This is a genomic window from Faecalibacterium sp. Marseille-P9590 (assembly GCF_017377665.1).
Taxonomy (GTDB): Bacteria; Bacillota; Clostridia; order Oscillospirales; family Ruminococcaceae; genus Faecalibacterium.
The window spans coordinates 22538-42970 of record NZ_JAFREF010000006.1; the positions used below are offsets into that span (position 1 = coordinate 22538).

26 protein-coding genes and 1 tRNA gene are annotated in these 20433 nt (G+C 56.5%); 13 read left to right on the forward strand and 14 right to left on the reverse strand.

Annotated features, from left to right (window positions below; genetic code table 11):
* Positions 1-6: 6 nt before the first annotated feature.
* Together J3349_RS08425 and J3349_RS08430 are read left to right on the forward strand one after the other, a co-directional pair.
* Positions 7-393 carry a NifB/NifX family molybdenum-iron cluster-binding protein gene (locus J3349_RS08425; protein ID WP_207677099.1) on the forward strand — a complete coding sequence of 129 codons (387 nt, stop codon included), beginning with the start codon at positions 7-9 and terminating at the stop codon, positions 391-393.
* A gap of 128 nt (positions 394-521) precedes the next feature.
* Positions 522-770 (forward strand): DUF6061 family protein, encoded by a 249-nt coding sequence (locus J3349_RS08430; protein ID WP_207677100.1) that lies wholly within the window; start codon positions 522-524, stop codon positions 768-770.
* A 102-nt stretch (positions 771-872) separates the two neighbouring features.
* Here the strand turns inward: J3349_RS08430 and J3349_RS08435 are convergent, their stop codons facing one another.
* Positions 873-1181, reverse strand: a complete 309-nt coding sequence (locus J3349_RS08435) for a hypothetical protein (RefSeq protein ID WP_120120734.1) — start codon at positions 1179-1181, stop codon at positions 873-875.
* A gap of 62 nt (positions 1182-1243) precedes the next feature.
* On the opposite strand from J3349_RS08435, the gene J3349_RS08440 reads away from it, so the two are divergent.
* The 3 genes from J3349_RS08440 to J3349_RS08450 all read left to right on the forward strand — a co-directional run bounded on the left by J3349_RS08440 (position 1244) and on the right by J3349_RS08450 (position 2350).
* On the forward strand, positions 1244-1543 hold the full coding sequence (locus tag J3349_RS08440; RefSeq protein ID WP_242699585.1) for a hypothetical protein: 300 nt from the start codon (positions 1244-1246) through the stop codon (positions 1541-1543).
* A 52-nt stretch (positions 1544-1595) separates the two neighbouring features.
* A complete protein-coding gene (locus J3349_RS08445; protein WP_207677101.1) occupies positions 1596-1775 on the forward strand; it encodes a hypothetical protein in 180 nt (59 codons plus the stop codon).
* 326 nt (positions 1776-2101) lie between these two features.
* Entirely contained in the window at positions 2102-2350 is a 249-nt protein-coding gene (locus J3349_RS08450) for a DUF6061 family protein (RefSeq protein ID WP_207677102.1), read from the forward strand.
* Between the two features lie 388 nt (positions 2351-2738).
* Here the strand turns inward: J3349_RS08450 and J3349_RS08455 are convergent, their stop codons facing one another.
* From J3349_RS08455 to J3349_RS08500, 10 genes are all read right to left on the reverse strand, one after another.
* Positions 2739-3632 carry a YitT family protein gene (locus J3349_RS08455; RefSeq protein ID WP_207677103.1) on the reverse strand — a complete coding sequence of 298 codons (894 nt, stop codon included), beginning with the start codon at positions 3630-3632 and terminating at the stop codon, positions 2739-2741.
* A gap of 1 nt (position 3633) precedes the next feature.
* Entirely contained in the window at positions 3634-4260 is a 627-nt protein-coding gene (locus tag J3349_RS08460) for an HAD family phosphatase (protein WP_207677104.1), read from the reverse strand.
* An 82-nt stretch (positions 4261-4342) separates the two neighbouring features.
* Positions 4343-5326, reverse strand: coding sequence for an SIS domain-containing protein (locus tag J3349_RS08465; protein ID WP_097773855.1), 984 nt, complete (start codon positions 5324-5326; stop codon positions 4343-4345).
* 85 nt (positions 5327-5411) lie between these two features.
* Positions 5412-6248: a PTS system mannose/fructose/sorbose family transporter subunit IID gene (locus J3349_RS08470; RefSeq protein WP_055186627.1), complete on the reverse strand. Its 837-nt coding sequence runs from the start codon at positions 6246-6248 to the stop codon at positions 5412-5414.
* 15 nt (positions 6249-6263) lie between these two features.
* Positions 6264-7073, reverse strand: coding sequence for a PTS sugar transporter subunit IIC (locus J3349_RS08475; RefSeq protein ID WP_207677105.1), 810 nt, complete (start codon positions 7071-7073; stop codon positions 6264-6266).
* Positions 7074-7104: 31 nt separating this feature from the next.
* The gene (locus tag J3349_RS08480) at positions 7105-7572 is read right to left on the reverse strand and encodes a PTS sugar transporter subunit IIB (protein WP_207677106.1); all 468 of its coding nucleotides are present in this window, start codon (positions 7570-7572) and stop codon (positions 7105-7107) included.
* Positions 7569-7991 carry a PTS fructose transporter subunit IIA gene (locus J3349_RS08485; RefSeq protein ID WP_207677107.1) on the reverse strand — a complete coding sequence of 141 codons (423 nt, stop codon included), beginning with the start codon at positions 7989-7991 and terminating at the stop codon, positions 7569-7571. The genes J3349_RS08480 and J3349_RS08485 overlap by 4 nt, the downstream gene beginning before the upstream one ends.
* 265 nt (positions 7992-8256) lie before the next feature.
* Positions 8257-8985 (reverse strand): GntR family transcriptional regulator, encoded by a 729-nt coding sequence (locus J3349_RS08490; RefSeq protein ID WP_207677108.1) that lies wholly within the window; start codon positions 8983-8985, stop codon positions 8257-8259.
* Between the two features lie 84 nt (positions 8986-9069).
* On the reverse strand, positions 9070-9216 hold the full coding sequence (locus tag J3349_RS08495; protein ID WP_207677109.1) for a hypothetical protein: 147 nt from the start codon (positions 9214-9216) through the stop codon (positions 9070-9072).
* A 259-nt stretch (positions 9217-9475) separates the two neighbouring features.
* The gene (locus J3349_RS08500; RefSeq protein WP_207677110.1) at positions 9476-9874 is read right to left on the reverse strand and encodes a hypothetical protein; all 399 of its coding nucleotides are present in this window, start codon (positions 9872-9874) and stop codon (positions 9476-9478) included.
* A 136-nt stretch (positions 9875-10010) separates the two neighbouring features.
* On the opposite strand from J3349_RS08500, the gene mobC reads away from it, so the two are divergent.
* From mobC to J3349_RS08530, 6 genes are all read left to right on the forward strand, one after another.
* The gene (gene mobC / locus J3349_RS08505; protein WP_117528361.1) at positions 10011-10457 is read left to right on the forward strand and encodes a plasmid mobilization relaxosome protein MobC; all 447 of its coding nucleotides are present in this window, start codon (positions 10011-10013) and stop codon (positions 10455-10457) included.
* Complete coding sequence (locus tag J3349_RS08510; protein WP_207677111.1) at positions 10420-11982, forward strand: relaxase/mobilization nuclease domain-containing protein; 1563 nt, start codon at positions 10420-10422, stop codon at positions 11980-11982. Before mobC ends, J3349_RS08510 begins: the two co-directional genes overlap by 38 nt.
* Positions 11983-12171: 189 nt before the next feature.
* A complete protein-coding gene (locus J3349_RS08515; RefSeq protein WP_207677112.1) occupies positions 12172-12627 on the forward strand; it encodes a CHC2 zinc finger domain-containing protein in 456 nt (151 codons plus the stop codon).
* Complete coding sequence (locus J3349_RS08520) at positions 12590-13936, forward strand: phage/plasmid primase, P4 family (RefSeq protein WP_207677113.1); 1347 nt, start codon at positions 12590-12592, stop codon at positions 13934-13936. The genes J3349_RS08515 and J3349_RS08520 overlap by 38 nt, the downstream gene beginning before the upstream one ends.
* A gap of 352 nt (positions 13937-14288) precedes the next feature.
* The gene (locus J3349_RS08525; protein WP_006735272.1) at positions 14289-14594 is read left to right on the forward strand and encodes a helix-turn-helix domain-containing protein; all 306 of its coding nucleotides are present in this window, start codon (positions 14289-14291) and stop codon (positions 14592-14594) included.
* Between the two features lie 14 nt (positions 14595-14608).
* Entirely contained in the window at positions 14609-16009 is a 1401-nt protein-coding gene (locus J3349_RS08530; RefSeq protein WP_207677114.1) for a site-specific integrase, read from the forward strand.
* A 153-nt stretch (positions 16010-16162) separates the two neighbouring features.
* Here the strand turns inward: J3349_RS08530 and J3349_RS08535 are convergent.
* The 3 genes from J3349_RS08535 to sdaAB form a co-directional block, all read right to left on the reverse strand.
* Positions 16163-16239, reverse strand: a tRNA-Arg gene (locus tag J3349_RS08535).
* Positions 16240-16368: 129 nt separating this feature from the next.
* The gene (gene sdaAA, locus J3349_RS08540) at positions 16369-17244 is read right to left on the reverse strand and encodes an L-serine ammonia-lyase, iron-sulfur-dependent, subunit alpha (protein WP_174235880.1); all 876 of its coding nucleotides are present in this window, start codon (positions 17242-17244) and stop codon (positions 16369-16371) included.
* Positions 17245-17247: 3 nt separating this feature from the next.
* Positions 17248-17931, reverse strand: coding sequence for an L-serine ammonia-lyase, iron-sulfur-dependent subunit beta (sdaAB, locus tag J3349_RS08545; protein WP_158403194.1), 684 nt, complete (start codon positions 17929-17931; stop codon positions 17248-17250).
* 166 nt (positions 17932-18097) lie between these two features.
* Between sdaAB and tig the strand changes: the two genes are divergently transcribed.
* Entirely contained in the window at positions 18098-19393 is a 1296-nt protein-coding gene (gene tig, locus J3349_RS08550) for a trigger factor (protein WP_207677115.1), read from the forward strand.
* Positions 19394-19592: 199 nt separating this feature from the next.
* Positions 19593-20417: a DUF4097 family beta strand repeat-containing protein gene (locus tag J3349_RS08555; protein ID WP_207677116.1), complete on the forward strand. Its 825-nt coding sequence runs from the start codon at positions 19593-19595 to the stop codon at positions 20415-20417.
* Positions 20418-20433 lie beyond the last annotated feature (16 nt).

A 20433-nucleotide genomic window follows, 5' to 3' on the forward strand; every position in this document is an offset into this window, starting at 1 on the left:
ATTCTCATGAAAATCGCAGTCCCGTTCGAAGACGGTCAGGTGTTCCAGCACTTTGGCCGCTCCGCACAGTTCAAGTTCTATGAGGCCGAAAACGGCCAGCTCCTGCGCACCGAGGTCATCCCGACGAATGGTCAGGGCCACGGCGCACTGGCGGGCTTTCTCGTACAGCATGGCGCAGATGTCGTGCTCTGCGGCGGCATCGGCACCGGTGCGCAGGTAGCACTGATGCAGGCAGGCATCCAGCTGTTCGGCGGCCTTTCCGGCGCCGCAGACGCCGCTGTGGCCGACTATCTGGCCGGAAAGCTGGTCTTCGACCCGGACATCCACTGCACCCACCACGACCACGACGAGGGCCGCAACTGCGGCTCCCACTGCGGGGGCGGGTGCCACTGATAGAATAAGCAAAGCCGCCCGTACACTTACTCCCAGACAAACCAAAAAACTTCTTCATCCGACAACGACTTGACGGCATTGGTTCGAGTGACCGCACGCCAAAAATCAAGTCTTGGAGGGATACTATTATGACAAAATTGCTTGCCTGCCGCTTCAACATGGATACTAACCGGGTGGAAGCCCGGTTCGCAGATGGCTCTGCTGTTGCCATAGACTGCATTGCCATTGAGGACGAGTACGGCAACGCCCCGGCACAGCGGGCGGAGCTGGACTGGCTGCTGTATAATAAGCCACTGGAGTATGCACAGATGGTGCTGAGAGGGGAGATAGAGCGTTATCTTTCTCTCGGCTGCGACCACGGCAGACTGGAGGATTGAGCCACAGAAAACGCGCGGCAAAAATGCTAATCGCGCGGCGCGCGTTTTTCAGCGTAAATTCAGCGCAAATCAAACTTTCAGCGTAAAAGTCAGCGTAAATTTTCACTTCACGCTTTTGTACTTCGTTCCTCGGCCTACGCCATCAGGCTGCAAGATGCCGTCCTTGCACATCTGGTGCAGGATATAATAGGTTTGATTCTTATTAAACCCACACAGCTCTTGTGCTTTCTGATTCGTAATCGACGGCTTATGCTTCAGATATTCAAGAATCCGATCCTTTGCCTGAATCTGGCTGACCGTCTTATCCTGCACATAGGCCACATCGGTTTTCACCGTTTCGTAGACCTTGAGGGACAGCATATAGGTCTTGCCGTTGAGTTCCAGAAGCCCCTCGTCCCGGCAACCACACACAGAAATATTACTCCTGATATGGTAAAGCCCACAGACCGGATTTTATATCCAGCTTGTGGGCTTTGCTTATTTTCAGCTACCAGTTGATGATCTCCGGCGGCGACATCAAGGCGGTGCAGGGGACCACGGGACACGCCAGTGCGGATATGCTGGTGAACACCTACGCCCATATCCAACAGTCCTCCCGTGTGGAGCTGGGCAAGAAGTTTGAAAGCGGCTTCTATGCCAAGCCTGACACCACCAGCCCGCAGGCTGTACCCGCCGCAGGCGAACCGACCATCTCCATGACGGCTCTTTTGGAATTGCTCAAGGATGCCGACCCGGAAATGAAGGCAAAGCTCCGCTTAGCCCTGCTCACCTGATGCAAAAAAGGGCACTGATTGCAATGCAATACAGCGCCCTACATCATCGGACATGGATAACACCGACCGTGCAAAAACCGTGCAGAAACCGTGCAGCCATGGCTTGCAAAACAAAAAAGCCATGAAATCTTTCGATTTCACGGCATTTTCTGGTGCGATGGAAGGGACTCGAACCCCCGGCCTACTGATTCGTAGGAACCGAATGGCACATTTTGTCCATTTCATCATTTGACGCTAGAGCGTCATTTTAATCGAATCACCGTTGTTTTGCCATTGTTATTCTATTGCATCCTTTGCATTGCTTGCACGTCTTTGCACCTGTTATCCATCCTTGCGATGTGCAAAAAATGTGCAAAAGTGTGCAGAGCCAAAATCAGCCCGGCAAAACAGACTGTTTCGCACAGCCCCAAAAGCTGGATTTCAACGGTATTGATTGTGCAAAATTTCCCAATTTTATCCAAACAACAATCTTACATGACACATCGGTTCTATGGCAGGGTTTAGGACATCCGAACAGGTACCGTTTGATATAGATTTGATATAGAAATGAGGTTCACCATGAACAAATTGCTTTCCTGCCACTACAACATGGACACCAACCGGGTGGAAGCCCGGTTCGAGGATGGCACCATCCTTGCCATCGACTGCATCGCCGTGGAGGACGAGTACGGCAACACCCCGGCACAGCGGGCAGAGCTGGACTGGCTGCTGTATAATAAGCCATTGGAGTATGCACAGATGGTGCTGAGAGGGGAGATAGAGCACTATCTTTCCCTCGGCTGCGACCACGGCAGGCTGGAAGATTGAGCCTTAGAAATCGCGCGGCAAAACTGCTAATCGCGCGGCGCGCGTTTTTATCGCTGACTTTTATTCAGGCAACATTGCACGCGTGCATTCCAGCGTGCGATTTCACTTTTCCGAAATTCAATCGTATTACAGTTTATTTTTGCAGTTTTTCGCTTTTGCATTGCATCTTTCTACGTATGAAGAATGCACGCCCGTGCGATTTTTGTTCGCGGTTTATTCGCGGTCAGCTGGATTTATTCGCGCTATGTTCGCACGATTGCGCGTTTTTCAGCGTAAATTCAGCGTAAATCCCGGAAAGTCAGCGTAAAATCAGCGCAAATAGCCATTTACCATGTAAATGATGCCCGCCCACCGTGGTTTTCCACAGGTGGGCGGGCATTCTGCGTTTTCAGACCGACTGGAATCCCTTGCCGATGATCTCGCTGGAGTTGACGATGGTCAGAAAAGCCTCTGGGTCCTCCCTGCGCAGGAAATCCCGCAGCAGCCCTGCCTGCCGCCGGGTCAGCGCCACCATGATCATGGTGCGGGGCTCGCCGGTGTACACGCCGGTGGCGTCCTGCTGGGTCGCTGTGCGCCCCAATGTTTCCGTAACGAAACGCCGGATGGACTCCGGCCTTGAGGTGATGACCGTACACACCTTGCGGAGGTTCAGGCTCTCGATGGCGGTATCCACGATGGTGCTGCGCCCGATGAGTCCCAGCCCGCAGTACATCCCGGTCTGCGGGCCGTAGAGGTAAGCCGCAAACAGTACAATGCCGATATCGCTGAGCAGCAGGGCACGGCCGATCTCCACCTTGATGTACTTGTGTAAGATCATCGCCACGATCTCGGTGCCGCCGGTGGATGCCCCGATGTTGAACACAATGCCGCTGGCGATGGCCGACAGCAGCACCGCAAAGCACAGTTCCAGCAGGGTATCATCCGTCAAAGGCTGGGTCATAGGAAACAGCTTTTCGCACACGCTGGAATAAAAGCTGAGCATGAAGGAGGAGTACAGCGTCCAGCCCATGGTCTTTATGCCCAGAAAAATGCAGCCCAGCACATCCAGCACCGCATTGGTGATCCACATAAAGGTGCTGACGCTCAGAGCCGGAAAGCAGGTGGCCAGAACAATGGAAAGGCCAGTGGTGCCGCCAAATACAAAGTGGTTGGGGGCCCAGTAAAAGTTCAGCGCTACTGCAAGGATGATAAGTCCCAGATTCAGCAGCAGAAAAAAGCGCGCGTCCTTCCACAGTTGGGCGGGGGCCATCCTTCTGCAAAGGTTCTCCTTAAGTGCTTCCATCTCAGTCCAGATGCTCCTTTACATCCATCAGCCGGGTGATGATGCAGTCTGCGGCGGACTGGTCCAGCGGCTCGCCGTGGCGGGGCTTCAGCGCCAGCACCTTCAGGCCTGCCGCCTTTGCGGAGGCTATGCCTGTGGGAGAATCCTCCACCGCAATGGCCTTATCTGCCGTCAATCCCAGTGCCGTCAGCGCCTTGAGATAGATGTCCGGCGCGGGCTTATGGGCGGCACAGTCCTCGCCGCTGAAGGCAAAATCCACCATCGCTTTCAGACCGCCCTCCGTGAGCATCTTCATGATATCCGGTGCTGCGCTGGAGGACGCCACCGCCACCTTCAGCCCACGGCCGCGCAGCGCATTCATCAGCGGCTCTGCCTGCGGGTCGGTAAGCTTGCCGTAGGGGGTGGGGCGAGCCTTGCGGTACTCCCGGTAAGCCATCAGCATCTCCTGACGGCGCACAGGGTCGTTGGGAACAAGGGCCTCCCAGATGGCTTTTTCGTTGGAGCCGATGAAGTTGCCCTCCGGGATGGGGATGCCGTTTTCCAGCAGAAAGTTTTTGCGGCGGTTCTCGTAGTAATATTCCGTATCCGCCAGCACCCCATCCATATCAAAAATCACTGCTTCAATCATTCTTCATTTCCCTCTTCATCAAAAAAGGGGGAGGGGCAAGCCCCTCCCCCCAAGCATGGGTCTATTGATCCCGGTTGAACGCTTAGTACTCCAGCTTCCACATATAGCGGCGCAGGGTCAGCGGATGCTGACGGACGTAGGACAGCTCCTCAGCATAGACGCGGAACACAGCGGTGTGCATCAGCGGGTTGAAGTAGGTGATGACGCTGCTGTCCACAGCATTGCCCAGACCGTAATCCTTTGCATCCACAACGGTGGTCAGAGCATCGAAGCGGTGCAGGAAGGTCAGTGCGCGGGCATCCACGGGACGGGTCTTGCCATCGTTCATCAGCAGGATGAAGGGCACGTCCTTATCCACGATCTCAAAGGGGCCGTGGAAGAACTCACCGCTGTGGAAGGAGCCGGAGTTGACCCACTGCATCTCCATCATCAGGCAGATGGAGGTGGAGTAAGCAACCTCCATGGAAGCACCGCTGGACATGACGTAGACGACGGGAGCGTCCTTGTACTTCTCAGCGAACTCCTTGGCAGACTTGCGGGCAGAGTTGGCAGCGTTCTCGGCAGCCTCGAACACGTTGGTCAGGCCCTCGATCATCTTGTCGTACTTGTCGAAGCCTTCCACCTGCTGCAGGATCTCCACAGCCAGTGCCAGAACGTAGCCCATCTTTTCCAGCTTGGCGGCGTAGTTTGCCTCAAAGCCGTGGACGATGGTGTAGTCAGCTTCCTTGGTCAGGGCAGAACCGGCAGCGTGGGTAACGCTGACAACGGTTGCACCGGCAGCCTTTGCCACGCTGTTGGCCTTGACGGTCTCAGGGGTGCTGCCGCCCAGAGAAGCGGTGATGACCACGGTGGTGTCGCCCAGCCAATCGGGGGTATCGTAGTTGAACTCATTGGCGGTGTAGTGTGCCACACGCAGCTTCTTGCTGCAGTTGGACAGGAAGTACTTTGCGGGGTACAGCTCTGCCTTGGAAGCGCCGCAGCCAACAAAGGCCACGTTCTCCACGTTGTGCTTTGCCACGATGTCTGCCACGATGGACTTGACGTTTGCCAGATCGATGTTATACATAATGCAATCCTCCAAATTTTTTTCTTTTGTACTGATGAATCACAAATTACAGGCGTACGGATATCTATGTAAGCCGGAGTCCCGGTTACACCAACAGACCAAGGGCGTTGATGGCAACACCGCCCACGATGCAGATGCCCAGCAGCCAGCCGGTCTTGACCTTTTTGCGGATCAGGGTGTACATCAGCATCACGATGCCAAGGTTCAGAAGGTTCGGCAGAATGCTGTTCAGCACATCCTGCAGCACCAGACCGGTGCTTGCGAAGGTGATGGGGGTGGTCAGACCCACCATGCTTGCCACCATGGCACCGATGACCATCAGGCCCACGATGCCGCAGACGTACATCAGCTTGTCCATCATGCCGCCGTTGAGCTTGGTCAGGTACTTGCTGCCCATGGTGTAGCCCAGCTTACCGGCAAACCATGTGACCAGCACAGAGGGGACGATGGAGATGATCATGGCCAGAATGGGGCCCAGAACGCTGCCCTGCTGTGCCAGAGAGATGCCCAGACCAAACGCGATCAGGCGGACAGTGCCCTGGAAGAAGGAGTCGCCCACACCGGACAGGGGGCCCATCAGCGAGGTCTTGACGGCATTGATGGTCTCCGGGTTGAAGTTCTCACGGTCGGCGGCGTACTGCTCCTCCATGGAGGCAGCCAGACCCAGCGTAAAGGCACTGGTCTGCGGGGTGCAGTTGTAGAACGCCATCTCGCGCTCGTAGGCTTCCTTTTTGTGCGCCAGCTGCTCGGGGTCGTTCTCGTTGGGATACAGCTCGTCCAGCGTGGGAGCGATGCCGTACAAAAAGCCCATGTTCATCTGACGTTCGTAGTTCCAGGAGGCCTGAATGTTCAGGGAGCGCCACATGAACTGGAAGTATTTCTTGAAGTCGCTGCGCTTTGCAGTCTTGGTTGCGTTGCTCATTTCAGCTTCCTCCTATCAAAGATCGTCGTCATCTTCCAGCGGGTCGTAGTCCGGATTGGCAGCGGCTGCACCGGCAGTGGCTGCGGCGGGTGCGCCCTTGCCATACTTCAGGCCGGTCAGGATCACAGCCAGAATTGCAGCGAAGATGGCCACAGCGGTGACATCCAGACCCAGATAGCCCACAAAGAAGAAGCCCAGCAGGAAGTAGACGGTCAGATCGCGGTTGAGCATGGTGGACAGCAGCAGGGCAATACCGTAAGCGGTAAGGAACTTACTGCCGAGGTTCAGACCATCGGTCAGCCATGCAGGGATGAAAGCCACGATCTTCTGCACCAGATCGGTGCCGAAGTAGACGGACAGGAAGATGGGGATGAAGTACATCAGGCTGTACAGCACGGTGCCCCAGACGATGTGCATGCTCCATGCCTTGCGGAACTTGCCTTCCTGAATGGCCTGATCGGCAACGTGGGTCAGGTTGGACAGGATGGTGCGCATCAGCACGCCCAGCATCTGGCCCAGAACAGCGATGGGAATGGCCAGTGCCAGTGCAGTCTCGGCAGACGCATCGGTCAGGATGGCAAAGGCTGCGCAGATGATGGCAGCCATGTTCATGTCCGGGGGTGCGGCTGCGCCGATGTTCACGATGCCAAGGCTCATCAGCTCGATGGATGCGCCAAGGGTCAGGCCGGTCTGCAGATCACCCAGCAGCGCACCGACGATGGTGCAGGTGATGAGCGGACGCTCGAAGTTCATGCGGCCCAGAATGCGCGAGTCCAGAATGCAGAACACGCCAACCAGACCCAGAAGCAGTGCGGTAACAAACATGGGTCAATTCCTCCTTCTTATCTCCTTACGATCAGGTGTGATCGATGGGTACTACCTTAAAGGTGGGGGTCTGCTGGCTGTAGATCTTAATGCCCATATCCAGCAGCTTCTGGGTGTCTGCCTGCTCCTCCGGGGTCAGGAACACCGACTGGTCAAAGGCCTTGGAGCCGGGCTTGTTAGCCACAGCGCCGTAGTTGATCTCTTTGATCTTGGGGTATGCCTGACAGAACTTGAGCAGGGCAGCAGTGTTGCCGAAGATCATCATGATCTTCTCGTCCAGCTGCTCCACCTTGGGCATCTTGGCGACGGCCTTGTCCACCGTGAAGATGTTCACCCGGACACCGGCAGGCTTGCTCAGCAGCAGGGCGGACTTTTTCATCTCGTCGTTGGCGGCGTCATCGTCCACCACGATGATGCGCTGTGCGCCCACATGGCCGGTCCACGAGAATACCACCTGACCGTGCAGCAGACGGTAGTCCAGACGTACTAATTTGATCATAGGTCATCCTCCTCATCTTGGGCTGCGTTTTTCAGCAGCAGGTTGCAATCAATAATCTGCGCCTTGGCATCTGCAATGCACTCGGCCAGTTCGTCCTGTGTCAGGGCTTCGTCGTTGGAAGCAAGGGTCAGCACCAGAGAAGCGTTCATGCCGCAGATCAGGTGCACAGCCGGATACTCCGGCAGCAGGGTCAGCATCTCGTTGTTCACGCTGCCGCCCATCACATCGGTCACGATGTACACAGCATCCTCTGCTGCAAAGCCATCCAGCAGCCGGCGTGCCGCCACCGTGATGGGCTCGGTCTCATCCCGCAGGGTGGCAATGGCATAAAGGTTCGGCAACTCGCCAAGGATCATCTGCACGGTGTCCTTCATTCCGGCAGACAGCCCTCCGTGCGAAGCAAGAATGATTCGGTTCATACGCATCCACGACCTTTCTTGTGTTTCCTTCATCTCTTCGGCGTCTGTATCGTCTTACTCGTCATAGACGTCATAATCGTCATGTACATAGTACCACATTTCACGCAGACGTCAAGAGGTTTTGTTAAAATAATCTCAGCTTTGGTGACGTGCACAAAGCATTTCCTCTATATTTTAGCAGTTTCACCAACAATTCTCCTTGGAACGACAAAAAGAGCGTCTCTTCCGCAGGGAAGAGACGCTCTTAGGGGACAGAATACTGTCCTTAAAATTCAAACATATACCGGTTTCCAATGTAATACTGCCGCCCGATGCACAGGGGGTGGTCATATTGGTCATGGAAGTAGACGTTCAGATACAGCAGCGGCTCTCCCAGCGAAAGGTTGAGCAGCTGTGCCTGTTCTGCTGTGGCTCGCACTGCCTCAATGCGCTGACGGGCAGTGGTTGCAGGGTGCAGCCCGGAGATGTTCTCAATGGCCTCAAACATGGAAACATCATTGAGGTTCTCGCTCATCAGGCTCTTGTATGGCTCGTAAGGCAGGAACAGATTCTCCAGAAATATCGGCTGACCATCGGCGGTGCGCAGACGCTGGATATAGATGAGCAGCGCATCCGAACCCACATGGAAGAAGGCTTCTTCATCCTTACGCACCGGCACGATCTGACGGTTCAACAGCCGTGCACCCGGCACCATGCCGTTTTCTTTGCAGGTCTCCGTAAAGCTGGCAATACCTCTGCCGCTGGTAAACTTACGATGGATGCGGGGCTTACTGACAAAGGTGCCCCGCCCCTGCATTTTGACCAGATACCCTTCGGCGCACAGCTCTTCCACGGCACGACGCACCGTGATGCGGCTGACCGAGTATTCTGCACTCAGTTCCGGCTCCGGAGGGATCTTCTCGTTGGTTTTGTACTTGCCGCTCTCGATCGCGGCACGAATATCATCCTTTACCTGCTGGTAAAGTGGGACGACAGCACTATCATTGATCGCCATGGAATACCTCACCCTCAAATTGAGTATATCGTTATAAACATTATATTCATCTCATGGTTATGATAGTGCATATTCCGCGAATTGTCAAGTAAAACCTGCAATCTCTTTTTTGTGCGAGGTGACGGATGTGCCCCGTGCTGCACAGGGCACCCCATTTTCCAGTGCCCTGCCGGGAAGAATCCAAAAGCAACACCGCGCAATGCCATAAAAGAAGTATTCAATCAGCTTCATAAGTCCTACTATCACTGCTTTACTGCAATAAAATTTGCAAAACCATCTTGACGCTCGCTGCAATCCATGATACCTTTTATCGCAAATCCCACCAATTTTGTAGAAAAGTACAGAACGGCGAGGATTTATTCCCCATGAAGATTTTTACCGCCCCGCAACACACCCGATCTATTTTGCCGCTTACTTCATCCGACAAAATCATCGCTGCGCTGCGTGGGCGGTATTTTTCTTTTTCACAAATAAAATCTTATGTAGTTGTTCAATCTTCCAAAATTTGTTTTCGGTTGTTGACTACACAACCGCAAAGTGTTATTCTTGTGCTTGAAAGAAGCAGGTTGTAGTGTCCGCACTGCGTCCGGCTTTCTTCATATTGTACCTTGAATCTTACATAAGCCGTCTGAACGAGATACTGTGCCATGACCTCACACTTTCTGTGAGCGAGCCGGACAACGCCGCTGCAAAACAGGGGCAGGAACTGCGTTCGGTGTGAACGGTGACCATGAGCAGGGGCTTTGCCCTTTTCACACGTTTTGCTCTGCAAAATTTTCAACGTGCATTGCGGTTCGACTTCTGAAATTTTCAGTGCTGCACGGAAAGGGCGAAAGCAAGTATCGACCTGTGGCCACAAATTTTCAATGCTTGAAAAATTGCTGTCCACTCAGTCATCCTTGTTGGGGAGTGCCTTCCCCAAACCCTGCTCTAGCTTCGCACCGTTGGTGCGAAAGCGGCGTGTCGCATTACATAGCCCTCTCCATCCCGGAGCGGGCATTTATCATTTTCACAGGAGGTCGAATATGGCTGAAATGAAAAGTCCGAACGTACACGCAAAGAAGAACCGCAATGACACGCCGCGAAAACGAAAGACACACATCATCAAGGTCAGAGTGACCGCAGAAGAAAAACTGCGGATCGCATACGCCTGCAAAGAACTCCACCTCACCCAGTCCGAACTCGTCCGCCGCGTCCTGTACGGCGTGAATGTCAAGCACACCGTTGTGGTGGCGCAGGGCGGCGAGGATGCACTGGCGGCGCTTGCCGCCTTGTCTGCCCAGTGCAGCAAGGTGGGAAGCAACCTCAACCAGCTTGCACGGCACTTCAACTCCGGCGGCAAAGACACCGAGCAGCTCCGGGCGCAAATTCTGGAGGAACTGTCCGCACTCACGAACTTTCGGCTGAAAGCCGAAGAAACGGTTGGTGAACTGTATGGCAACCATCAAGCATTTAAGCTCGAAGAACTCTAACTATGCCGCCGCCGAAAGCTATCTCACCTTTCAGCACAACGAATACACCGGTCTGCCCATTCTGGACGAGAAGGGCAGACCCAAGCTGCGGGATTCGTACCTGCTCGACACCCTTGAGTGCGGCGAATCCTCGTTTGCTATGGCCTGCCTGATTGCCAATCGCAAGTACGGCAAGAACGGCGGGCGGGAGGACGTGAAGACCCATCACTACATTGTGAGCTTCGACCCGAAGGACGCAGTAGAGAACGGCCTGACCATGGAATGGGCGCAAGCCCTTGGCTTGCAGTTCTGCAAGGACAACTTCCCCGGTCATCCCGCCATCGTCTGCACCCACCCGGACGGTCACAACAGTGCAGGGAACATCCACGTCCACATCGTCATCGGCAGCTTGCGTGTCCGCACCGTGGAACGGCAGCCCTTCATGGACAAGCCGTGCGACTGGGAAGCGGGCAAGAAGCACCGCTGCACCTCTGCCATGCTCCGGCACCTCCGTGTCGCTGTCATGGAGATGTGCGAGCAAGCCGATCTGAATCAGATCAATCTGCTGGAAGCCCAAGGCGACCATGTTTCGGAACGCGAGTATTGGGCGCAGCGGCGCGGACAACGCCGTCTCGACCATGCCAACGCCAAACTTGCCGCCGAAGGGCAGCAGCCCACCCAGACCGTCTATCAGACCGAACTGGACAAACTGCGAAAGCAGATCTACTCCGTGCTGAACAAGACCACCACCTTCGAGGAATTTTCTGCATTGCTCATACAGGAACACGGCATCGCCGTGAAGGAGAGCCGAGGCCGGTTGAGCTACTGCCCGCCCGGCCGGACAAAGTTCATCACCGCCAAGAAGCTGAGCAAGAAGCTGGAAAAGGAGCAGGTGCTGACCGCCCTCTCCCAGAACATCCAGCTTGCCGCCATCATCCAGCCCAGCAGCGAACAGAAGCCGGATAAGATCAGGAAACTGGTTGACATTCAGGCGAACGTTGCTGCGGGCAAGGGCATCGGCTATGAGCGTTGGGCGAAAAAGTTCAACCTCAAACGCTGGTCGCAGACCTTGTGTCTCTTGCAGGAGAAGAAGCTGCTCAGCGAAGATGCCCTGCACCAGCGCATTGCCGAACTGCAAACCCAGCACGACGATGCACTGGCGGTGGTCAAAGATCTGGATGCCCGCATGGTCTCCCTCAAGGAGCTGCGCGGGCATCTTGTGGTCTATCGGCAGTACAAACCTCTTGCACAGAAGCTCCAGACTGTGCGGAATCCCGCCAAGTTCAAGGAGCAGCACCGTGCAGAGTTTGCTGTGTACGAGGCCGCTTGCGCCTATTTCAAGGCCAACGGGCTCAGGACACTGCCGGACCTCAAAAAGCTGGATGCCGAATATCAGACCCTTTCCTCGGAGAAAAACGGTTTCTACACCCGCTACAAGAAAGCGCAGATCGAACTGCGTGAACTCCGCACCGCACAACAAAACGTGGAAGCCTTCTTCCGCAAGGAAGAGCGCAGCCACGCCGTACCGCAGCAGGAGGTCAAATGAACAACACTCTGACGGATCGATGTGTGAATAAACCCAACCTCACCCACGCCCCTCACCGGGCTTCGTCCTTTCGCCTGTACCCCAACCATTGGGACGGAGGGTAGCACCTCTGTCTTTTCGGACGTAAAGAACGCCATCTCGACCCGGCAGGCAGCGGAGCTATACGGCTTCGCCGTAAACCGGAACGGTATGATGTGCTGTCCCTTCCACGGGGATAAGCACCCCAGCATGAAGGTGGATAGCCGTTTCCACTGTTTCGCCTGTCAGGCGGATGGCGATGTGATCGATTTTGTCGGCAGATTTTTTCAACTTTCTCCCTATAAGGCTGTGGAAAAGTTGAAGAACGATTTCGGCATGGCACTTGCCGACGGCAAGGTGCGGCTTGCTCCCCGCAGACCGCCCACCGTCCGGCAGCAGCTGCTGGACTATTACCGCTGTCTGCAGCGTTGGCGGGTCCGATACGCACCGCAGTCACCCACAGAAGAACTTCACCCCTGCTTCCTTGAAGCGATAAAGAACCTTGACATCGTTGAATATTATCTGGACTGTTCGGTGCTCCCGGACCCGCAGACCGAAAACGAGCTACGGAAGTATTGGGAGGGATTGCATGAGCGACTGGAAAAAGAGGAACGAAGATTGGCGTGATGAGGACGAACTGGAAGAAGAGGAAGAATGCGAATGCCCTTGGGTAGACAGCAAGGGCAAAGTGCGTGAAACCGCTTACTGCCAGTACCTTTTAGAGAAACACCCCATGATGTGCCTGAAACAGAAGCTGTTCGACCAGAACGGCGAGGTAGACGAGGACGCACTGCTCTACGAAGTCCACAGCGACCTCCGTGACTTTGTGCTCGACAACCTTGCCAAGAAGGAAAAGCAGGTTCTGGACGCACTCCGTATCGAAACCTATACCCCTGAATGGAAACCCCAGCTTGACCGCATCCATCTCCAGAACGGAACCTACTTTCTGGACGAGCAGGGATTTGTGCCGGAAAAGGAACTCTGCCTGAACCGGCTCCCCGTGGAATACCAGCCCGATGCCCCCGCACCGACCAAGTGGCTGGAATTTCTGGACGGTCTGCTGATCCCGGAGGACATTCTGACCTTGCAGGAATACCTTGGCTATCTTCTGATCCCGTCTACCAAGGCGCAGAAGATGCTGGTCATGACCGGCAAGGGCGGCGAGGGGAAGTCCCGCATCGGCTTGCTGCTGAAGAAGCTGTTCGGGGAAGCCTCTCACTCCGAATCCATCCTCCGCATCGAAACGAACCGCTTTGCCAGTGCAAATCTGGAGTACAAGCTGGTCATGGTCGATGACGACCTGAACATGGTGGCTTTGCCCGAAACACGGAACATCAAGTCCATCGTCACCGCCGAGGACCGTTTGTGCATCGAGCGAAAGAACAAGCAGGCTGTCCAAGGTCTGCTGTACGTTCGTTTCATCTGCTTCGGCAATGGCAACCTTGTGGCCGCTCACGATGACAGCGACGGCTTCTGGCGCAGACAGATCCTCATCACGGTGAAAGACCGTGACCCTGCCCGGGTGGATAACCCCTTCCTCATCGAAGAGTTGTCCGAGGAGCGTCCCGGCATCCTGCTGTGGATGCTGGAGGGGCTGCACCGTCTGCTGGCGAACCGCTATCAGTTTACCATCAGCGAGCGCTCCATCCAGAACCTTGAAGCAGCCATGGCGGACAGCGACAACCTGACCCAGTTCATGCAGGCCAGTGCGTATGTCCGCTTCAAGCCCGACACCGAGGAACGCTCCACCTATCTCTACCGCGCCTACACCAAGTGGTGCGAGGATAATCTGGAATCGCCTGTTCCGCAAAAGAAGTTCAGCCAGTTCCTGCTGAAAAATGCGGGGAAGTATGGCCTGACCTTTTCCAAGCACATCGAGGGAAAGTATCGCGGCTTCCGGGGCGTATGCGTCCACCCCGCCTTTGCTGCGGCATAAAACACACGAAAAGTGAAATTCTCGCGCCCTACGCGCCCCAAAGCATTTGTTTTTACCTGTTATCGTTGTTTTCTCCGGGCGCGTATCTGCCCTTTCCGGGCGGATGCAGGGCGGGAGAGAAGGCAAGATGCGCCCCAAGAGGGCGCATACAATTCAGCCATGCGCCCTGTAAAATCAGCACAGGAAGGTACTTTTGTGTGGTTTGGGGCGCGTGGGGCGCGTAAATTCAAGTTCTCGCACTTTTTGGGGCTGCTGCTTCGGGTCAGGAGCGGCAGGCCCTTACATATTTACCGACCCACAAGGGTGCAGCTCAACCGGAGCTGCACCGGGTCTGGAGAAGTGCAAAGGAGACATGCCTATGACGAATGTCCGCAAAAATTCCGCCAAACTGACCCGTGAGGACTTGAAAATCGCGCCCGAATCCCCTACAATGAAATTGTCCGAAACCCCTGCCGTAGAACCTTCTGACCAGACCAGCAAAACCGTCCGACACGCCCCGCTCGTTTACCGGGTGGAGGAGATCGCCCAACTGTTGGCGATCTCCAACCGTGCTGCGTACAATCTGTGCAACACCACGAAAGACTTCAAGGTGATCCGCCTCGGTACCAGCATCCGGGTAAGCAAGCAGAGCTTCGATGATTGGTTTGCAGCGGTCTGAGGGAGGGAACATCTATGGCATCTATTATGAAACGTGGCAACACGTATTCCGTCCGATACAACTACAAAGATCATGCTGGCAAGCCCTGCAAGGGCTGGGAAACCTTCAAGACCAAGGCCGAAGCGCAGGAGCGCAAGATCACGGTGGAGAAGGAACTGCTGGATGGCACCTTCCTCGTGCCCGACACCATGACGGTCGAGGAGATGCTGTACAAGTGGATCCCCATTCAGTCCAGCAAACACAAGTGGTCTCCCAAGACCTACACCCAATCTGTGGCGATGGTGCAGAACCTCATCGTGCCGTATATCGGAAAGCGGAAGGTGCAAGACCTCCGCACCTACGACATTGAGCAGTTCTACGCCACCCTGAGCCAGACCCCCTGCGGCCAGTACGTTCACGGCGAGAAGCAGGAGCTGACGGAAAATCAGAAGAAACGGCTGTTATCCAGCACGTCCATTCACGAAGTCCACACGCTCCTGAAGACCGCCTTTTCGTACGCCGTTGACTGGGATCTGATCCACAAATCGCCTACTCCCCGTGAAGCCCCCAAGATCAACACCGAAGAACGCACCATCTGGGATGAGCGCACCATGTTGGCGGCGCTGCAGACCATCGAGAACCCCGCTCTGCATCTGGCGGTGCACATGAGCATGATTCTCTCGCTCCGTGAGGGCGAGATCCTCGGCTTGCAGCCGGGAGACCTCGACTTTGATGCAGCAGACGGACGGGGAACCATCTCGGTGAACAAAGCCCTGCAGCGTGCCGACAAGGTCGCCTTGTCCAAGATCGACCCCACCCAGATCTACCACACCTTCCCGGACAGACGGGAGGGGAGCAAGTCCTCGCTGATCCTCAAGCGGACTAAGACCAAAAAGTCCAACCGCATCCTGTACATGACCAAGCCCTTGAAAGAGGAGCTTCTGGCATGGCTGGAAAAGATGAAGCAGGACGAGCAGAGCGCCCCGGAAAAGTACAGCAACTGCGGTCAGCTGTTCCGCTTACCAGACGGCTTACCCATTGCCCCGGACGTTCTGACAAAGTGGTATCGTATGTGGCGGGCAGAGCACCCGGAGTTTGAGAAGATCGTGTTCCACGGTCTGCGCCACTCCAGTGCCACCTACCAGCTGTTGCAGTCTGGCGGTGACTTCAAGTCGGTGCAGGGCAACACAGGTCATGCAACGGCATCTGTCCTGATGGACACCTACGCTCACACGCAGGACAAGCCCCGGTTGGAGTTGACCGAGAAGATCGAAGCCGACTTCTACTCGCAGGACGTAGCAGGTGCAAAGCCGCAGGAACCCCCGGAAAACAAAACGCCGGTGGCAACAAAAATCACGGGTAAAATGATCCTTGAAGCCATCCGGCAGATGGACGCAGAGGAGCGCCGCGAGCTGACACGGGTGCTCTTCGCGTAAAAGATTCTTTTTTGTGCAGCGAAATACACGCTGTGCAAGCGATGCAAAGATAACATGGCTTTTTTGTAAAGTGTGCAGGAGATGTGCAAAAGTGTGCAGACTCTGCCAGAAAAACAAAAAAGCCATGAAATCTTTCGATTTCACGGCATTTTCTGGTGCGATGGAAGGGACTCGAACCCCCGGCCTACTGATTCGTAGTCAGTCACTCTATCCAGCTGAGCTACCAACGCATACGTTCCGTTCGGAACATGATGTATTTTATCACCGAACCGGGGTTTTGTCAACACTTTTTCGGAAATATTTTTGAGATCCCTGAAAAAGAACGTCTTTTCATCCACTTTTCTTTTATTTTCTATGCATCAGCCCTGCTCTGCGAGGGTCTGGGCGATGCGGACGCCGGTGGGCGTGGCGGCAAGACCGCCCTGACCGGTCTCGCGGAGGTCGGGGGAGAGTAGGCTGCCCACGCGGCCCATGGCGTCGATGACCTCATCACAGGGGATGGCGTAATCCACCCCGGCAAGGGCCATATTCGCACAGGAGACGGCGTTCACCGCGCCAACGACATTCCGCTTGACGCAGGGAACTTCCACGAGGCCGGCCACGGGGTCGCAGACGAGGCCCAGCAGGTTGCCCAGAGCCATTGCGGCGGCAGCGGCGCACTGCTCAGGCGCGCCGCCCTTGAGGTGGCAGAGAGCGGCGGCGGCCATCGCGCTGGCAGCGCCCACCTCGGCCTGACAGCCGCCCTCCGCGCCCGCGAGAGTGGCGCGGGCCGCGATGACCTGACCGAACCCGGCGGCGACATAGAGGGCGTCGCAAATGGACTCTTCGTCGGCCTCGCCGCTGCGGGCCAGCGGCAGCAGAACAGCAGGCAGGACGCCGCAGCTGCCCGCCGTGGGGGCAGCGACGATGCGCTTCATGCAGGCGTTGCACTCGGCAGTCTTGAGAGCTTCGGCAGTCACTGCGGCGAGGTAATCGCCGCCAAGGCTCTTTCCTTCTTGATGGGCCTGCTCCACCTTGGCCGCATCGCCGCCTGAAAGGCCGCTTCGGCTGCGCTGGGCCGGGTCATAGTCCCGGCTGGTGGCCTGCATTACCTGCCAGAGGTGGTGCATCATCTCCCGGCTGTGGGCCTCGGTGAGGCGGCTCTCGGCTAAATCGCTGCGGAGGATTGCCTCCGAAAGGGAAATATTCTGGCTGCGGGCAGCGGCCAGCATCTCTTCACAGGATAAAAACGACACTTCTCAGCCCTCCTCGCATTCTTCCGGCTCGTCGATGTTCAGGCAGGTAACTTTGCGGATGCCCGGCATCACGGCCATCTGCTGTTCCAGCACGTGGGGGATGTGGGAGTCGCATTCCAGCACCATAACGGCGTAGCCGCCCGTCGCGGCGCGGAACACCTGCATGGACGCGATATTGATGCGGCGCTGGGCCAGCGACATAGTGACCTCGGCGATGCAGCCGGGGGTGTCCTCATTATGGATGATAAGGGTGTTGCTGTCCCCGCCAAAGTCGGCAGGCACACCGTCGATTTCAGTCACGCGGATGCGTCCGCCGCCCACAGAGGCCGCCTTCAGGACGAGGATCCGGCCCGCCTTACTCTTTAAGGTAAGCACCGCCGTATTCGGGTGGGCGGCACGGAGCTCCACCGGATGGATGGTGAACTTCATGCCGGCCTCCTCGGCCAGCGCGAAGCTGTCGGGCAGGCGGGGGTCGTCCGGGCGGAGGCCCAGCAGGCCCGCCACCAGCGCACGGTCGGTGCCGTGGCCCCGGCCTGTGGTGGCAAAGCTGCCGTAGAGCCCAATGTCCGCCTCGGCGGGGACATCACCCAGCAGCTTCTGAGCCGTATATCCAATGCGGGCTGCACCCGCCGTATGGCTGGAGGAGGGGCCGATCATCACCGGCCCGAGAACGTCGAACAGACGCATGAGGTATACACTTCCTTCCGTTTTGCAGCGCCCGGGACTCCATTCGCTGACAAAAGAACAGATTTTCTTTCTTTTTATTATACCGCTTTTGAGCTTATTGTGCTATAATAACTTCATAATGTTTTGAATCTTGCCCTTTCAGGGGGCAGCACGGAGGGTAGAACCTATGAAACTGGTAAGCGTGGAAACTCCCGAAAAGAGTGTCTGCAAAATGACTTTCAGCGCTTCGGCTGAGGAGCTGGAAGCTGCGTCCAACGCCGTGTACGAGCGCACCCGCGCAACGTACACCATCAAGGGCTTTGCCAAGGGCGAGGCTGACCGCTCCCAGATCGAGGCCGACCGCGGCGAGCACACCTTCTGGTACGACGCCATCAACGATTTGATGGACAAGGATGTCCCGGCCCTGTACGACGCAGCGATGGCAGAACATGGCTTCCACGCTGTGGACGAGCCGGTCTACGACCTGGTCAGCGTGAAGAAGGACGAGGGCTTTGTGGCCACTGCCACCACCGCCCTGCAGCCCGAGCTGAACCTGACCCAGACCACCGGCTTCAAGACCGAGTGCGTCACCCCGGAAGTCACCGACAAGGAGATCGACGCTGTGCTGGAGCGCCGCCGCGCCATGGCCGCTGAGCTGGTGCCTCACAAGGGTCCGGCCGTCAAGGGCAACATCGTCCACATCGACTACGAGGGCCTGCTGGAAGGCAAGCCCTTCAACGGCGGCGCCGCCCAGAACCAGACCCTGCAGCTGGGCAGCGGCCGGATGATCCCCGGCTTCGAGGAAGGCATCCTCGGCCACAAGGGCGGCGAGGAGTTCGACATCTTCGTCACCTTCCCGGCACGCTACCACGTCAAGGACTTGGCCGGCAAGCCCGTGGTCTTCAAAATCAAGCTGCACGACGTCTGCGTCCGCCAGCTGCCCGCACTGAACAGCGATTTTGCCAAGAAGGCTGCCAATGTGGACACCATGGACGAGTTCCGCGCCCAGATCCGTCAGCAGCTCCACGACAACAAACACGCCGCTGCGCTCAACCGCGCCAAGGACGCCATCCTCACCCAGCTGGCCGCAGCCGCTGAGGGCGAGCTGCCCAGCGTTCTCGTCGAGAGTGCCTATCAGCAGGAGATGGAGCAGATCCAGCAGCAGCTGCAGATGCAGCGCCTGAGCCTTGACCGCTACCTGAGCCAGATCCATCAGACCCGCGAGAGCTTCACTGCCGCTGTCCGCACCGCTGCGGAGAAGAACACCCGCGCCCGGATGGCCCTGCTGCAGATCGCTCAGAACGAGAACCTCGTCCCCACTGAGGAGGACATCGACAAGACCCTGTCCGAGCGCGCTGAGCGCACCAAGAAGACCCTCGAGGAAGTCAAGGCTGCGTCCAACGTGGAGGCCATCCGCCGCAACGAGGGCATCCGCCGCGCTGCCGACTATGTCATCGAGCACTCCACCATCGAAGAAAAATAATTTATCCTGCTTTTGCGCCTGCACCACTGTGCAGGCGTTTTTTATTGTTCATTTTTTCTCTCTTGACTTTTTTTCTCTGCTGCGGTATTTTTAGGGTGAGAAATTCTATCCGGGCCGCAGCTGCGGCCCGGACGGATATAGTAAAATCTTCTGCGGGACATTCCGCTCATCTATTTTATTGCGACAGGAGGTTTTCCTTATGAAAAAGTTTCTTCTCGCTCTTCTGACAGCTGTCACGGCGGCTGCATTCTTCTGCGGCGCGGCGGCATCTGTGGCCACTTACAGCGCCAGCTATGACGCACCGGCCGGCATCAACGCCATCGTGGTGCAGGACAACAGCGCTGCGGTCATTCTGCAGGCCGCCGACATCGACCACATCCGCGCCGATTACACCTACACCTCGAGCTACGCCTTTGAAAGCTCCAAGCTCTACGACTTCACGGTGGCGGGCAGCACCCTCACCGTGACCAAGACCCGGGAGCCCAACGCTTCCCTCATCATCCAGAGTGAGGACACCCGCAGCTGCACCCTGACGCTGCAGGTACCCCGCCAGACGCTGGCAAACATCACCGTCAGCACCACCAACGACAGCATCACGCTAGACGGCGTTTCGGCACAGACCGCCAGCCTTACCACCGACAATGGCCGCATCGAGGTATCGAACTTCAACGGTTCCACCCTGAGCGGCACCACCCGCAACGGCAAGATCACCATGAGCGGCGTCACCTCCCAGAATGTGGCTGCCACCATCCAGAACAGCGGCACCCTCAAGCTGGAAAACATCTCTGCTAACGTCTGCAACGCCAAGGTGCAGAACGGCAGCATCACCGGCTCTGTGATCGGCAGCGGCAGCTCTTACGGCTTTGAGCTGGCCGCAGGCGGCGGCAAGATTCGCGTCTCCGACGCCAGCGACAAGAACTTCCTCTTCTTCGGCAAGGACACTCTGCAGCAGAATGCAGATGCCCCCAACAAGCTGAGCCTCGCCACCAAAAACGGCGACGTTGAGGTCGAGTTCGTCCGTTAAAAGAACATTAAAAATG

Bases quoted from the DNA above. Each gene is read 5' to 3' on its own strand.
- J3349_RS08425 (WP_207677099.1), top strand. From the start codon at position 7: ATGAAAATCGCAGTCCCGTTCGAAGACGGTCAGGTGTTCCAGCACTTT.
- J3349_RS08430 (WP_207677100.1), top strand. From the start codon at position 522: ATGACAAAATTGCTTGCCTGCCGCTTCAACATGGATACTAACCGGGTG.
- J3349_RS08445 (WP_207677101.1), top strand. From the start codon at position 1,596: ATGGATAACACCGACCGTGCAAAAACCGTGCAGAAACCGTGCAGCCAT.
- J3349_RS08450 (WP_207677102.1), top strand. From the start codon at position 2,102: ATGAACAAATTGCTTTCCTGCCACTACAACATGGACACCAACCGGGTG.
- J3349_RS08455 (WP_207677103.1), bottom strand. From the start codon at position 3,632: ATGGAAGCACTTAAGGAGAACCTTTGCAGAAGGATGGCCCCCGCCCAA.
- J3349_RS08460 (WP_207677104.1), bottom strand. From the start codon at position 4,260: ATGATTGAAGCAGTGATTTTTGATATGGATGGGGTGCTGGCGGATACG.
- J3349_RS08465 (WP_097773855.1), bottom strand. From the start codon at position 5,326: ATGTATAACATCGATCTGGCAAACGTCAAGTCCATCGTGGCAGACATC.
- J3349_RS08470 (WP_055186627.1), bottom strand. From the start codon at position 6,248: ATGAGCAACGCAACCAAGACTGCAAAGCGCAGCGACTTCAAGAAATAC.
- J3349_RS08475 (WP_207677105.1), bottom strand. From the start codon at position 7,073: ATGTTTGTTACCGCACTGCTTCTGGGTCTGGTTGGCGTGTTCTGCATT.
- J3349_RS08480 (WP_207677106.1), bottom strand. From the start codon at position 7,572: ATGATCAAATTAGTACGTCTGGACTACCGTCTGCTGCACGGTCAGGTG.
- J3349_RS08485 (WP_207677107.1), bottom strand. From the start codon at position 7,991: ATGAACCGAATCATTCTTGCTTCGCACGGAGGGCTGTCTGCCGGAATG.
- J3349_RS08490 (WP_207677108.1), bottom strand. From the start codon at position 8,985: ATGGCGATCAATGATAGTGCTGTCGTCCCACTTTACCAGCAGGTAAAG.
- J3349_RS08495 (WP_207677109.1), bottom strand. From the start codon at position 9,216: ATGAAGCTGATTGAATACTTCTTTTATGGCATTGCGCGGTGTTGCTTT.
- mobC (WP_117528361.1), top strand. From the start codon at position 10,011: ATGGCTGAAATGAAAAGTCCGAACGTACACGCAAAGAAGAACCGCAAT.
- J3349_RS08510 (WP_207677111.1), top strand. From the start codon at position 10,420: ATGGCAACCATCAAGCATTTAAGCTCGAAGAACTCTAACTATGCCGCC.
- J3349_RS08515 (WP_207677112.1), top strand. From the start codon at position 12,172: ATGATGTGCTGTCCCTTCCACGGGGATAAGCACCCCAGCATGAAGGTG.
- J3349_RS08520 (WP_207677113.1), top strand. From the start codon at position 12,590: ATGAGCGACTGGAAAAAGAGGAACGAAGATTGGCGTGATGAGGACGAA.
- J3349_RS08525 (WP_006735272.1), top strand. From the start codon at position 14,289: ATGCCTATGACGAATGTCCGCAAAAATTCCGCCAAACTGACCCGTGAG.
- J3349_RS08530 (WP_207677114.1), top strand. From the start codon at position 14,609: ATGGCATCTATTATGAAACGTGGCAACACGTATTCCGTCCGATACAAC.
- sdaAB (WP_158403194.1), bottom strand. From the start codon at position 17,931: ATGCGTCTGTTCGACGTTCTCGGGCCGGTGATGATCGGCCCCTCCTCC.
- tig (WP_207677115.1), top strand. From the start codon at position 18,098: ATGAAACTGGTAAGCGTGGAAACTCCCGAAAAGAGTGTCTGCAAAATG.
- J3349_RS08555 (WP_207677116.1), top strand. From the start codon at position 19,593: ATGAAAAAGTTTCTTCTCGCTCTTCTGACAGCTGTCACGGCGGCTGCA.